Source organism: Pseudomonas sp. CCC4.1, assembly GCF_035019225.1.
Lineage (GTDB): Bacteria > Pseudomonadota > Gammaproteobacteria > Pseudomonadales > Pseudomonadaceae > Aquipseudomonas > Aquipseudomonas bubulae.
On sequence record NZ_JASJWL010000091.1, the window covers coordinates 1 to 12,881 of the forward strand.

The following is a 12,881-nucleotide window of genomic DNA, read 5'->3' on the forward strand; positions in this document are numbered from 1 at the left end:
AGATGTGTATAAGAGACAGCGGTATTACCGGCATACCGTGTCGCCTGCATCGCGGGCAAGCCCGCTCCCACATTAGCCCCCCCCCTGCACCGCTGTTTAGAGCTGGTTGAACAGGCTCAGCTGGGAGATTTTCACAAACGCCAGTTGCGAGGCTTCGAGCATGGCTTTCTGGAACGCCAGCTCAATGGACGCCCCCGCCATATCGGTGTTGCCGATCGCCGCCGTGGTGGAGTCGTTGGCCAGGCCCAGGCTGATATTTTCATCCGCCTGAATATCCACCGCCTTCAGGCGCGCACCAATCGAGCCGCGGGCGCTGTCAACGCCGGCACTGGCGTTTTTCAGGTTGCCGATCGCGGAGTTGATCGCGTCCTTTTGCGTTTGCTGGGTCAGCGGGTCTTTGTCGCTGGGGATTTCCAGGGCCTTGCGCAGCTGGCTGATGGTGTCCAGCGCGTTCTGACTCTGGTGATTGTTGCGGTTGACGACAAACTGGTCGCCCGCCTGCGGTGCTCCAGCGAAGTCGAACTTGATCCCGAGCGCACCACCATCAACAGTGCCCTGGGCAATCGACTTGCTGTCGGCGCTCAGCGGCTGGGCATACACCTCGTACTCGGTGGCGCTGGTAAATTTGATCACCGCGCCATTGCTCGGAAAGCTGTCGCCATAGGCCTGGGCGTCGGTCACCGTGGAATTGGTAATCTGTGCCGTCGAACCATTGCTCGGCGTGCGCGAGGTGTTGATCGTGTCTGCCTTGGCCTCCAGGGTAAAGGTACGCCCCGCCACTGCCGCATCGCGATCCGCCGCCGGGATGTCCTTGAGATTGGGGGTGATATCAAAGGATACGCCGCGCAGGCTGATGCTCTGCGAACCGTCCTTGGTCGGGTCGAACACGCCATTGCCCGCCACCTGCGAGGTCAGATCGTTGCCGTCGCGGTCAGTCAGGGTGTACTGGGTGCTGCTGCTGAATTTCAGCGTATAGGGTTGACCTTCGGCAAAACTCTTGTTGAACACCGCGCTTGAAGTGACCAGACCGGCAGACACCGAGAGCTTGCCGTCATTGACGGTCGGCTCGCCATTGGCATCCACGCCGGGCACAAAAGTCGCCTGGGTACGGCCGGTATTGGTCGCGCCTTCCATGATGCTTCTGGCCGTGTCGCTGCTGGCCAGGGTCAGGGTGTCGGAAACCTTGAGGTTGAGCTGGGTGTCGTCGCCCTGATAGCTGTAGGTGCCATCATTGTTGCGGGTGTATGGCGGGGTGTCGGTTTTGGAGCCGGAGAACATATAGTTGCCCGAGGCGTCCTTGCTGTTGAGCAGGCTGAACACCTGTTCTTCAATGCTGCCCAGTTCGTTGGCAATGGCCAGGCGATCGGCATCGCTTTTACCGCTGCCTGCGCCCAGGGCCAGCTCACTGGCCTTTTGCAATGAGTTATTGATGCTGTCGAGCACCGCTTCCTGGGCGCCCAGCGACGACTTGATGCTGTTCATATTGGTGCTGTACTGCGCCAGCATGTCTTTTTGCTGCTGCAATTGCAGCAGGCGCGCCGCACCTACCGGGTCATCGGCAGCGGTCTGGATACGTACGCCGGAGTCGATCTGGCCCTGGGTCTTGATCACCGACGAGAAGTTGTTCTGGTAGGTGGCACTGGTCGATTCAAAAAACTGCGAAGTTGAAATACGCATCGTCGCGGGCTCCCTTAAAGACTGTTGATCAGCGTGCTGAAGGTTGCTTGCGCCGCTTTGATGATCTGCGACGAGGCGGTGTAGTACTGCTGGAACTTGACCAGATTGGAGGCTTCTTCGTCCAGGTTGACCTGGGATACCGAGTTGCGCACCTCTTTGGCGTAGGCCAGTGCCGCGCCATTGGCGGTGCCGTCGACCGCCGCCTGGCTGGCTTTACCGCCCACCTTGGACACCAACTGACTGTAGGAAGTAGCCATGCTGACGCCGCCAGTGCCGTCCTTGCCTACGCCCACTGTGGCCTTGGTTTGCAGGCCCAGCAGTTCGTTGGCGTTGCGGTTGTCGGCCTTGCCGTCCTTGTTGAACTTGATATCGAAGCTGTCGCCCTTGCCCGGCGAGCCGCTGATCACCGTGTCGAACCCCACGTTTGTGGTGGTGCCGTCCGCGTTGGTCACGGGCACATTGATCGTGACCTTGTTGTCCTGGCCCGGCACGATGCTGCCCTTGCCGATTTCCTTGCCAGCCTCGTTCAGTACCCGGTAGCTCTGGGTGCCATCCGCGCTGGCTTCGTCAAAGGCAATGCGCACCGGCATGGCGCCTTCAATATCGCTTTGCGCTTTGCCCAGATTGACGCCGCCGTAGATATCCAGCGCTGACGACAGATTGAGGCTACCCACCGCCCCCGTACCGGTGTTGGAGCTGCCCGGGCCAGCCACCAGCGGCCCGGCAAATGCCAATTTATTGGCATCGCTCATTTGCACGCCGATATTGCCTGCACCACTGCGGGTGGGGCTGACCTTGAACGCGTCGCCAGCGGTCATCGGGCCGCCCTTGAGATCCAGGGTGAAGCCGTCAATGACCTTGGCCGGGGTGTCCGTGGTAGCGAACGCACCCATATCGGTGCCGTCGGAACGCTTGACCGAGTACTCGGTGGCGCTGGTGAACGTGACCTGGTAGTCGTAGGCGGTCAGCGCGCCGCTGTCAGCGATGCTGACATTGAAGTTGCCTGCGCCAATATTTCCGGTCGCCGCCTGGCTGCGCTGGCTGATGGCCGTGGCACTGTTGATGCTGTTGAACAACGACGAGCCGAACTCGCCATTGGCATCCAGACCCTGGCCCAGCTGCTGGTTGATCGCATCGGCGACCACAATGGCTGTACGGCCCAAATCGTTCATCGCCGGTGCCAGCACATCGTCGCGGTAACGCAGCAGGCCGCCGATCTTGCCGCCACTGATCACCGAGGTCACATCCGAACTCGATTGCTGGAAGTTGACCTGGATGCTGTATTGGCTTTTATCGACCTTGCCTGGCACCGCCGAAATCGTGTTCGAGGTGCTGCCCTGCACCAGCGATTGGCCGGTGCCCAGGGTAATGTCGTAGACGTTGTCGTGCTCCTGAACCGTCACCCCGACCAGCTCGTTGAGGCTGCGCACGGCTTCGTTACGCGCATCCAGCAGGTTGTTCGGCGTATTGCCAGCCGTGGTGGCCTGGGCGATCTGCTTGTTCAGCGAAGCAATGGTGGCTGTGTGCTGGTTGACCATCGAGGTGAGGGTGTCCAGCTGGCTGTTGATGCCCTCGTTCTGCTGGTTGAGCTGGGTCGAAATCGAGTTGAAGCGGTTGCTCAGGGTTTGCGCGCTGGTCAGCAACAACTGCCGCGCGGACACATCACCGGGCGCCGCGGCGGCGGTTTGCAACGAGCTGAAAAAGCTGCTCAGGGCTGCCGATACGCCCGTGTTTTTATCCGACAGCAGTTTGTCGACCGTGCCGATCTGGTCGAGATAAGCCTGGGCATCGCCATTGAGCGAGGTGGTGGTTTGCAACTGGGCGTCGAGGTAGGAGTTGTACACGCGGCGCACGTCGGCCAGGGTGGTGCCGGTGCCGATAAACACCCCGCCCACCTGTTGCGACGCGGCGCTGCCCTGGACGATCTGCTGACGCGAATAGCCCGAGGTATTGGCGTTGGCAATGTTGTTGCCGACTGTCGCCAATGCGCCCTGACTGGCATTGAGCCCCGACATCCCGATGTTGATCAAACTCGCCATGGTTCAAACCTTATAAATTCGTGAGAGAACCCGTCGAGGCGTAGCTCTGGTAGGTTTTCATTTGCTTGGCTATCTGCGAAATCTTGCTCGCGTACTCAGGGTCGGTCGCATAACCGGCCTTCTGCAATTCGCGTACAAACTGCTCCGGTTTATCGGCCGCGTTGAGCACTTCTTTATAACGATTGTTGCTCTGCAACAGCGTCACCAGATCATGGAAGCTGTCCTGGTAGGAATCGTAGGAACGGAATTCCGCTGTCTCCTTGACCATCTGCCCGCCCCTGAACTCGCTGGTGATGGCCCGCGCCTGGGCGCCCTGCCAACTGCCGGTGGCCTTGATGCCGAACAGGTTGTGACTGCTGCTGCCATCTTGCTGGCGCATCACCGACTTGCCCCAGCCGGTTTCCAGTGCGGCTTGCGCCACCAGGTACAGCGGGTCGACGCCGATGCGGTCGGCGGCCTGTTGCGCCATCGGCAACATGGTGGCGACAAACGCATCCGGCGACTCGAAGGCCTGTTTGGCCGGGGCCAGCGGCGGCTGCGCCACGGCACGACCGTAAACCTGCATGCGCCCCTGCACGCCACTGGCACTGAGCATCGGCTGGCGGCTGCCCTTGAGCACGGCATCCAGCCCCGGCGAAGTGCGCCCCGGCACGGCGGCGGTATTGAGCGTGGAACGCACCGGATCGGCCGATGGCACGATCCCGGCCAGCAAGCGGTCAGTCAGCTTGCTCGGCAGCGCCAGACGGCGCTGATTGAGCAGGGCCATGTCATTCTGATGGCCGCCGCCGGCTGCCTGCGGCGTGATGGCGACCCGCGAAGCCCACAATGGACGCTGACCACTGGAGCGCACAAAAGGGCTGTCGACGGTGGTGGCGGCCGGGGCTTTGGCTTCGGCAGTCAGCGCCGTGGTCGCCGCAGCCTCCCCCGGCACCGCAGCTTTGTTTTTCGACATCTGGCGCATCAACACATCGGCCAGGCCGATACCACCGCCCTGCCGGGACAGGGTCACGGACAATTGCTGGTCGTACATTTCCTGATACTGCTTGGCCGCCGGGGTGTTGAGCGGGTTGTCCTTGCCCAGCACTTCGTTGGCCGAGCGCATCGACTTGAGCATCTCGTTGAGGAACAGCGACTCGAATTCCTGCGCAACTTTGCGCATATTGCCGTCGCTTTCGCGGTCGCCAACTTTCAGATTGTTCAGCCGATTCAGGTCGGTGAACGCCCCGGAATCGCTGCCACTGACTACTCCACTCTTACGCATATCCATGACGTCGGCCTCAGATCACGATCAGGTCGGCTTGCAGCGCGCCGGCCTGTTTCAGCGCTTCGAGAATCGCCATCAAGTCCCCTGGCGCTGCGCCGACCTGGTTTACCGCCCGCACGATTTCGTCGAGGGTGGTGCCCGGGCCGAACTTGAACATCGGCTTGGCTTCCTGCTGGGCATTCAGTCGCGAACGCGGCACCACGGCGGTCTCGCCGTTGGACAGCGGGCCGGGCTGGCTGACAATCGGGTCTTCGGTGATGGTCACGGTCAGGCTGCCGTGGGTCACTGCGGCGGGCGAAACCTTGACGTTCTGGCCAATCACGATGGTGCCGGTACGCGAGTTGATGATGACTTTGGCCACCGCCTGCCCCGGATCGACTTCGAGGTTTTCCAGGATCGACAGATAGTCGACCCGCTGGCTCGGGTCCAGCGGCGCCGTAACCCGAACCGAGCCGCCATCGATGGCCTGCGCCACACCGGGGCCGAGCAGGTCATTGATCTTGTCGACGATACGCTTGGCGGTGGTGAAGTCCGAGCGGTTGAGGTTCAGAGTCAGGCTGTTGCCCTGGTTGAAACCGCTGGGTACGGCCCGCTCAACCGATGCGCCACCCGGAATACGCCCCGCCGACGGCACGTTGACGGTGATTTTCGAGCCGTCGCGGCCTTCGGCATCGAAACCGCCGACCACCAGATTGCCCTGGGCCACCGCATACACATTGCCATCGATGCCTTTAAGCGGTGTCAGCAGCAGCGTACCGCCGCGCAGGCTTTTGGAGTTGCCGATGGAGGAAACGGTGATATCGATCACCTGCCCCGGCTTGGCGAATGCCGGCAAATCGGCGCTGATGGACACCGCCGCAACGTTTTTCAGCTGCACATTGCCCGAACCCGGCGGCACCTTGATGCCAAACTGCGACAGCATGTTATTGAACGTTTGCAGGGTAAACGGGGTTTGTGTGGTCTGGTCACCCGTACCATTCAAGCCCACCACCAGGCCATAACCAATCAATTGGTTGGAACGCACGCCGGAAATGCTGGCGATGTCTTTCAACCGCTCGGCGTGGGCGCCCAGGGAGGTCGACAACAGCAACACGGCTGCCAGCAGATACTTGAGGTTGGGCATGGTGAAGTTCATCACTAAAAGGGAAACAGCGGGCTAAGGAAGAAACGGTCAAACCAGCCCGGCTGGCTCGCATCGGCAAACGAGCCGGTGCCCGAGTAGGTGATGCGCGCATCGGCCACACGGGTCGAAGACACGGTGTTGTCGGTGGCAATGTCATCGGCCCGTACCAGGCCAGCAATGCGTACCAGCTCGTCGCCGGTGTTAAGGGTCATCCACTTTTCACCGCGCACGGCGATGATGCCGTTGGGCAGCACGTCGGCGACAGTCACGGTGATCGAGCCGGTCAGGCTGTTGCCCTGCCCGGCCTTGCTGTCGCCCTTGGTGGCGCGGCTGCCGCTATAACCGGCATTGAGGCTCAAATCGCCACCACCCAGCGGGTTGTTGGTGGTCAGGCCGCTGCCGAACAACGAGGTCAGGCCGATGCTGGTGTTGCTGTTTTTACCGATCGCCGAGTTGGCGTTTTTACTCGCCTGGGTCTTCTCATTAAGGGTAATGGTAATGATGTCGCCGATGCGGTACGCCTTGCGGTCGCTGTACAGGTTCTGCTCGAAACCGGCCTGGTAAATCGAGCCGTTGTTGGCGGCAGCCGGCAGCGGCGTACGCGGCAGCACAGGTGCGTAGTACGGGTCGTTGGCCCGCGGTGGCGGGCTGACGCAGCCGGCCAGCAAGGTGATGGCGCCCAGTGCCAGAACAGAAAACAAGCGCTTCATGAGCTCTCCCGCTATTTCACGTAATTACAGGTTTTGCGTAACGAACGACAACATCTGGTCAGCGGTCGAGATCACTTTGGAGTTCATCTCGTAGGCGCGCTGGGTGGTGATCATATTGACCATTTCTTCTACGGTGCTGACGTTCGAGGTCTCGAGCATGCTTTGCATGGTCAGGCCAAAACCGTTCAGGCCCGGGGTGCCGATTTGCGGCGCGCCGCTGGAAGCGGTTTCCAGGAACAGGTTGCCGCCCTGGGACTGCAAGCCGGCCGGGTTGATAAAGTCGGCGGTCTGCACGTTGCCGATCACTTGCGCGGCCGGGTTGCCGGAAATGGTCACCGATACGGTGCCGTCCTGGCCGACGGTAAAGGTCTGGGCATCGGCCGGCACCACAATCGCCGGTTCCAGGGCAAAGCCGCTGGCGGTGACGATCTGGCCATTGGAGTCCAGATGGAAAGTACCGTCACGGGTGTAGGCCGTTGTTCCGTCGGGCTGCATGATCTGGAAAAAACCACGGCCGTTGATGGCCATGTCCAGCGGCTGCTCAGTGGTTTGCAGGCTACCGGCAGTGAAGTTCTTTTGCGTGCCGACAATACGTACCCCGGTGCCCACTTGCAGGCCCGATGGCAGTTCGCTGTCCTGGGTCGACTGTGCACCTGGCTGGCGCTTGATCTGGTAGAGCAAGTCCTGGAACTCGGCGCGATCACGTTTGAAGCCGGTGGTCGAGACGTTGGCCAGGTTGTTGGAAATGGTGGTCAGGTTGGTGTCTTGTGCAGCCAAACCCGTTTTTGCAACCCACAGTGCCGGAAGCATGGTGCTCTCCTCGCGCGCCGGTTTTTCGGCGCCACGTTCAAGTAATTAGCTGATGGACAGGACGCGAGTCATGGCCTGGTCGTCTTCTTTGGCGGTGTTCATCATTTTGATATGCAGCTCGAACTGCTTGGACAAAGCCAGCACCGAGGTCATTTCATCCACGGCATTAACGTTGCTCGCCTGCAGAAAACCCGAGGTCACCCGCACATTGGCATCGGCCGGGGCCGGCTGACCGTCATTGGTGTGGATCAGGCCGTCGAGGCCCTTGCTCATGGTTTTCAGGTCCGGCTGGACCAGCTTGATCCGGTCCACTTGCGCCATCACCCGTGGGCCTTCGCCCTGGGCGCGGATGCTGATGGTGCCGTCTTCGCCGACTTCGATCTGCTGCTGGGGCGGCACCGCGATCGGCCCGCCGTTGCCCATGATCGGCATGCCGTTGCCGGCACGCAGGATGCCCAGGGCATCCACGTTCATGCTGGCGGTGCGCACATAGGCCTCACTGCCGTCGGGGGCCTGCACCGCCAGCCAGCCGTCGCCGGACACGGCCACATCCAGGTCGCGGCCGGTCTCGACCAGGGCACCTTGGCTGAAATCGGTGGCAGGGCGCTCGGTCAAGGCAAAGGCACGCGCCGGAAAGCTGTCACCAAACACCGGCATCGAGCGGGCCTGTTCCAGGTCACGCTGAAACCCGTTGGTCGAGATGTTCGCCAGATTGTTGGCATGCGCCTTCTGCGCCAGTGCGTTCTGACTGGCGCCGGTCATTGCCACATAAAGGTACTTGTCCACAGTCTTTCCTCTGTCTGACGGACGCTTGCCGCCCACCGCTGTACTGAAGAGGTCATTGCAATTTGCGCACCAACTTTATTTTGACGCGCTGCGGCGCGGGTTTGCGCAGGGATGAGGGAAGATTCGGTGCGAGGAGACGGCGGGGTTCTGCCGGTTGCGGCAAGGGCTGGCCTGGGTAGTGGCCGTCGAGGGCCCTCACCCCAAGCTGATTTCTGGCGTTGCGAAGATCTGCTTTTGCCTTTGGTTCCCTCTCCCTCCAGGACAGGGTTGCCACCTTTTGCAGCACCAACCACCAGGCCAACCCGGGTAGCGACTTCATCCAAAACGGATTCGGGGGCGTAGATGTTCGCAGGCATGTGTAACCTCATTTCTGATGAGGCTGGGCGGCGCCCGATAAGTTTCAAAAATGATGGCAAGAGGCAAAATAAACCCGTTTTAGGCGGGGATTTACAGGTTTTTTTACGAAATCAAAAAGGGGATTTCGGTAAACAGGCTTTACTGAACGGACTCAAAAAAGCCCAGACGGGCTGGGCTTTTCAAGCCTAACCATTGAGTAGATTCAGGCCAGCTTGAATTTACTCAAGGTTGCTTTGACCTCAGCTCTCAAACCAGCTTCATCTAGCTCACTTTTTCTGCGATCTAGATCAGGGTTGTAGCAGTCTGCCAGGATGAAAATGGTCGATGCACATTCAGAGACGTTTGCATTGTCGTCCTTGAGTTTGTTTGCATCTCGCTCTGCGCTCCACTTAGCGATATATGGATCGGCAAAAGCATTTGCAGACAAGCCGCCGTCAGCGAATTTCTTGGCAAGCTGGATAAGCTCAAGACTCATTGCAGAACTCCTTTCTCAATGTAGTTTTTAAATTGTGGGGTAGCTGGGTCAAGCTTCCAACCCGACAAAAATTTACCATCGCCACCAATGATAACGACATTGTTTGTTCTTTTGTTGAAAAAAACAGTTGAGTCTGTTTCTCGCTGATATGTCCCATGGGGAGAGGTATCGACATCAGCAAGATGCTCATTAACAGCATCCCTGAACTTGCTCAGCGTCTCGATGTTTTTACGGGTATCAGTTACCCCAAAACTATTAGCATGCTTGAACTTTTTATCCAATTGTTTGCGTGAGAATTTTCCGGAATCTAGCGATTCGCTGAAAACCGCATAAATTGGAGGCAGACCCGAACCGGCTGGAAAGCAATAGATACAGTCGTGAATATCTAGTTGATCCACTGCCGGTAGTTCTTCCGCCTTAATCTCAAGTGGAGTGAGAGTCACACCAGTGTATACCGGCACGGCCACAGGTTTAGCTGGAGTAGAAGTCGAACTGTTGCCTGGAGTCGCAATAGGAAAGACCAGCGTGCGAGACGGGTTATCAGCCGTGGTGAACGTATAGGCGTTCAGGCTGGCGTTAAATGTTAATGCCCGAACAGGCACCTTCGCAGATACACCACCGCTGGATGTGGTCGCTACAACGGAGTACTTATGCTGCTCCCCGTAGACCCGGTACGGCACATCAACACTGCCTCCGGAAGAAGCAACAGCCGACAAGTTCACAGGAAGGCTAGGCGCAATAGATTTAGCGGGAACCGTCATCATCGTTGACGGATGGAGGTCACCGTTGCCCAGTTGAGGTGAATACACCAACAGCCCAATACCGACGCCAGTTACACGGTCTAAAGCTACACTGCCAATTCCCCTCAATGCTTGGATACCAGCTTGAAGGGCTGCATCGAGAGTCATTTTAGAGCCAGCTGTTATTGCAATTGAGCCCGCCGCCACTCCCATTTCAGCTTTATCAGTTAATACTGGAAGCGTGAATGTGTTCGCTTTCTTGATAGCTTCCGTTTGCGCAGCAGCTACCAGGGCTATTTGTTCGGAAAGAAACTTCGCCATTTGATCCATTATCAAGGCTTGATAGTGAGCTTCATGAGACTTTATCCACAACTGGACCATGGCTCCGTAACCACCTTCACCGCGAGCGTAACTGGTGCTATACGCAGGATGGTAGGTTACGTCACGAGTAGTAGGTTCTGCACCGTTGTAAGCCAGCGATAATTTCTTTTCAACATCACGCCGAGCGATTGCCTGATTATAGAGGTTCTGTAGGATAGACTTAATTCGCGCAAAGCTATCAACTGGGTTTTTAGTCGGAGCCAACAACTCCGATTCCAAACGAGCTACTTCGTCAGTTACGGTTTTCGGTAAAGCCTGAAGGCTTTTCTCATATGCAGCCACAATGCGTTTTCTGGCGTTAGATTCATAACGATGTACCGACGTGAAAGCCTGGCGCTGTGCTGGATCTGGACCTGAAATATGTGCATAAGTGTAACCACTTAGCCAAGACCCCATTCCCATTCCACCGCCACCGCCACCGCCACCGCCTGGATTCATAGGGCGACCACTTGTCACAACAATATTTTTCTCAGTCACAACGATATCCTTTTCATTCTGAGCTTTATCAATAACTCGGGTAGAAATTACCCATACCTAGCGTTATAAACTTCCCCGAAGCCATCAGTCCTACAAGGGCGTTTGGGTATCAGAGACAGCGGGACAAACACTCATAATACTGTGCATAGATACAGCTTTGATGCCAAGCCATTTTATGCGCTTATGCATAAAATGGCTTGCGCAGTTGTGTAAGCACCCGTAAAAACGCCTGCGTTATGTCTCATGCGGTTCACGACAAGGGGGCCGTCTAACCGCACTTCTACTCACTGTTCGCTGTCACTGCTCAGATATTTGCAGTGTCCACACCAATGTATTTATTGGTCCCTAATGAAGTAGCTTCCTTGCATGCTTTATGTGAGGGGCTTTTGGCGTTAGCCGTTAGTCCTTGCCCGGCTTAATAATGTCGTGCTCGCGCAGTTTGTTGGCGATGGTGGTATGGGACACCCCCAATCGCTTGCCCAGCAATCGGCTACTCGGGTGCTCGGAATACAGCTGTTCCAATACTGCCTTTTCGAACCGCCCGACAATCTGCTCCAGCCCGCCTTCCAGCGAGAACTCGCCCAGGGGCTGACGCACGCCGTAATCCGGCAGGCGGATATGCTCAGCCTTGACCACCCCGCCATCACACAGCGACACCGCCTGAAACAGCACGTTCTCCAACTGGCGCACGTTGCCCGGCCAGTGGTAGTGGCTCAAACGATCCATTGCCGCTGGCGCCAGGCGCGGCAGCGAGCAACCGATCTGGCGACTGGCCTGATCGAGGAAATGCTCCACCAGCGGTTCCAGCCCGTCCAGGCAATCGCGCAGCGGCGGAATATGCAGCGATAGCACGTTGAGCCGGTGATACAGATCCTGGCGAAACTCGCCACGGGCGCACAGCTCGGACAGGTCGACCTGGGTGGCGCACATCACCCGCACATCCAGATACACCTCTTCATCACTGCCAACCCGGCGAAAGCAACCATCCTGCAAGAAGCGCAGCAATTTGACCTGCAAGCGCGGGCTCATTTCACCCACGCCATCGAGAAACAACGTACCTCCTGCTGTCAGCTCCAGCAGGCCGAGCTTGCCTTCCGCCCGCGCCCCTTCAAAGGCACCGGGGCCGTAGCCGAACAGTTCGGTTTCAGCCATCGACTCAGGTAAGCCGGCGCAGTTCAGCGCCATCAATGGCGACTGGCCACGAGGGCTGGCCAGATGGCAGGCCCGGGCCAGCAGTTCCTTGCCGGTGCCGGTTTCACCTTCTATTAATAGCGGCGCATCCAGCGGTGCCATTCGCCGCGCTTCGCGCACCACCGCGGCCATGACTTTGGAGCTTTGGAAAATACTGTCGAAGCCGCGCAGCTCCTGCTTGCGCACATTGTAGATTTGCTCGCCCACACGGTCGGCGCGGTGCAGGGTCAGCACGGCCCCGGCCATCGCCTCGCTTTCGTCGTGTTCCAGTTGCAGCGGGGCGATATCGGCCAGGTACACCAGGCCCTTGATCTTGACCCGCAAGCCATTGATCCGCGACTTGTTGGCCCGCACCAGTTCGGGCAGGTCGAAGTCTTCGGCGTAGCGTGACAGGGAAATCCCCGGCACTTCATCCACCCGCACCCCAAGCAACTGTGCGGCGGCACGGTTGGCCGCAACAATGCAACCGCCCATATCGATAGACAGCACCGGAAATTCCAGCGCCCCGAGCAAGGCGTTAAGCTCCATATGCCGGCGCTCGCTGGGCATCAAGCCCACACGCTTGACGCCAAACACCCCGGGGATGGTTTCAAACTTCGGACGCAAGGCCTGAAATTGCAGATTAATCAGATTGGGGCAGTACAGATAAATCGCATTGCCCTGATCACCCCCGACCTCGCCGCGCTTGACGTTGATGCCGTAGGCCACCAGCAGGTTGAGAATGTCGCGAAGGATGCCAATCCGGTTTTGGCAGTGGACTTTGATACGCATGGGCAGGGCTCGGGAATAACTAACAATGGATGTCCTATGTGGGAGCGAGCCTGCTCGCGAACTGTCTCTTATACACATCT

11 protein-coding genes are annotated in these 12,881 nt (G+C 58.5%); 1 reads left to right on the forward strand and 10 read right to left on the reverse strand.

Annotated features, from left to right (window positions below; all coding sequences use genetic code 11):
* Positions 1-96: 96 nt before the first annotated feature.
* From QN377_RS22010 to QN377_RS22040, 7 genes are read right to left on the reverse strand one after another with little or no spacing between them, the layout of a single operon-like run.
* Entirely contained in the window at positions 97-1,677 is a 1,581-nt protein-coding gene (locus QN377_RS22010) for a flagellar hook-associated protein 3 (protein ID WP_322212642.1), read from the reverse strand.
* A gap of 14 nt (positions 1,678-1,691) precedes the next feature.
* On the reverse strand, positions 1,692-3,716 hold the full coding sequence (gene flgK / locus QN377_RS22015; RefSeq protein WP_095002624.1) for a flagellar hook-associated protein FlgK: 2,025 nt from the start codon (positions 3,714-3,716) through the stop codon (positions 1,692-1,694).
* 10 nt (positions 3,717-3,726) lie between these two features.
* A complete protein-coding gene (gene flgJ / locus QN377_RS22020; RefSeq protein ID WP_095018918.1) occupies positions 3,727-4,983 on the reverse strand; it encodes a flagellar assembly peptidoglycan hydrolase FlgJ in 1,257 nt (418 codons plus the stop codon).
* A gap of 10 nt (positions 4,984-4,993) precedes the next feature.
* Positions 4,994-6,103 carry a flagellar basal body P-ring protein FlgI gene (locus QN377_RS22025; RefSeq protein WP_095039317.1) on the reverse strand — a complete coding sequence of 370 codons (1,110 nt, stop codon included), beginning with the start codon at positions 6,101-6,103 and terminating at the stop codon, positions 4,994-4,996.
* Between the two features lie 14 nt (positions 6,104-6,117).
* Positions 6,118-6,813, reverse strand: a complete 696-nt coding sequence (gene flgH, locus QN377_RS22030) for a flagellar basal body L-ring protein FlgH (protein ID WP_095002627.1) — start codon at positions 6,811-6,813, stop codon at positions 6,118-6,120.
* A gap of 24 nt (positions 6,814-6,837) precedes the next feature.
* Entirely contained in the window at positions 6,838-7,623 is a 786-nt protein-coding gene (gene flgG, locus QN377_RS22035) for a flagellar basal-body rod protein FlgG (RefSeq protein WP_095028755.1), read from the reverse strand.
* Positions 7,624-7,668: 45 nt separating this feature from the next.
* On the reverse strand, positions 7,669-8,409 hold the full coding sequence (locus tag QN377_RS22040; protein WP_095002629.1) for a flagellar basal body rod protein FlgF: 741 nt from the start codon (positions 8,407-8,409) through the stop codon (positions 7,669-7,671).
* A gap of 342 nt (positions 8,410-8,751) precedes the next feature.
* On the opposite strand from QN377_RS22040, the gene QN377_RS22045 reads away from it, so the two are divergent.
* The gene (locus QN377_RS22045; RefSeq protein ID WP_095021117.1) at positions 8,752-8,955 is read left to right on the forward strand and encodes a hypothetical protein; all 204 of its coding nucleotides are present in this window, start codon (positions 8,752-8,754) and stop codon (positions 8,953-8,955) included.
* A gap of 13 nt (positions 8,956-8,968) precedes the next feature.
* Here QN377_RS22045 and QN377_RS22050 read toward each other — a convergent pair whose 3' ends face one another.
* From QN377_RS22050 to QN377_RS22060, 3 genes are all read right to left on the reverse strand, one after another.
* Positions 8,969-9,241 carry a colicin immunity domain-containing protein gene (locus QN377_RS22050; RefSeq protein ID WP_095018922.1) on the reverse strand — a complete coding sequence of 91 codons (273 nt, stop codon included), beginning with the start codon at positions 9,239-9,241 and terminating at the stop codon, positions 8,969-8,971.
* Positions 9,238-10,839, reverse strand: a complete 1,602-nt coding sequence (locus QN377_RS22055; protein WP_322212640.1) for an S-type pyocin domain-containing protein — start codon at positions 10,837-10,839, stop codon at positions 9,238-9,240. Before QN377_RS22055 ends, QN377_RS22050 begins: the two co-directional genes overlap by 4 nt.
* 399 nt (positions 10,840-11,238) lie before the next feature.
* Entirely contained in the window at positions 11,239-12,801 is a 1,563-nt protein-coding gene (locus QN377_RS22060; protein WP_095018923.1) for a sigma-54-dependent transcriptional regulator, read from the reverse strand.
* Positions 12,802-12,881 lie beyond the last annotated feature (80 nt).

Coding starts and splice junctions, on each gene's coding strand:
- QN377_RS22010 (WP_322212642.1), bottom strand. CDS start 1,677: ATGCGTATTTCAACTTCGCAGTTTTTTGAATCGACCAGTGCCACCTAC.
- flgK (WP_095002624.1), bottom strand. CDS start 3,716: ATGGCGAGTTTGATCAACATCGGGATGTCGGGGCTCAATGCCAGTCAG.
- flgJ (WP_095018918.1), bottom strand. CDS start 4,983: ATGGATATGCGTAAGAGTGGAGTAGTCAGTGGCAGCGATTCCGGGGCG.
- QN377_RS22025 (WP_095039317.1), bottom strand. CDS start 6,103: ATGCCCAACCTCAAGTATCTGCTGGCAGCCGTGTTGCTGTTGTCGACC.
- flgH (WP_095002627.1), bottom strand. CDS start 6,813: ATGAAGCGCTTGTTTTCTGTTCTGGCACTGGGCGCCATCACCTTGCTG.
- flgG (WP_095028755.1), bottom strand. CDS start 7,623: ATGCTTCCGGCACTGTGGGTTGCAAAAACGGGTTTGGCTGCACAAGAC.
- QN377_RS22045 (WP_095021117.1), top strand. CDS start 8,752: ATGTTCGCAGGCATGTGTAACCTCATTTCTGATGAGGCTGGGCGGCGC.
- QN377_RS22050 (WP_095018922.1), bottom strand. CDS start 9,241: ATGAGTCTTGAGCTTATCCAGCTTGCCAAGAAATTCGCTGACGGCGGC.
- QN377_RS22060 (WP_095018923.1), bottom strand. CDS start 12,801: ATGCGTATCAAAGTCCACTGCCAAAACCGGATTGGCATCCTTCGCGAC.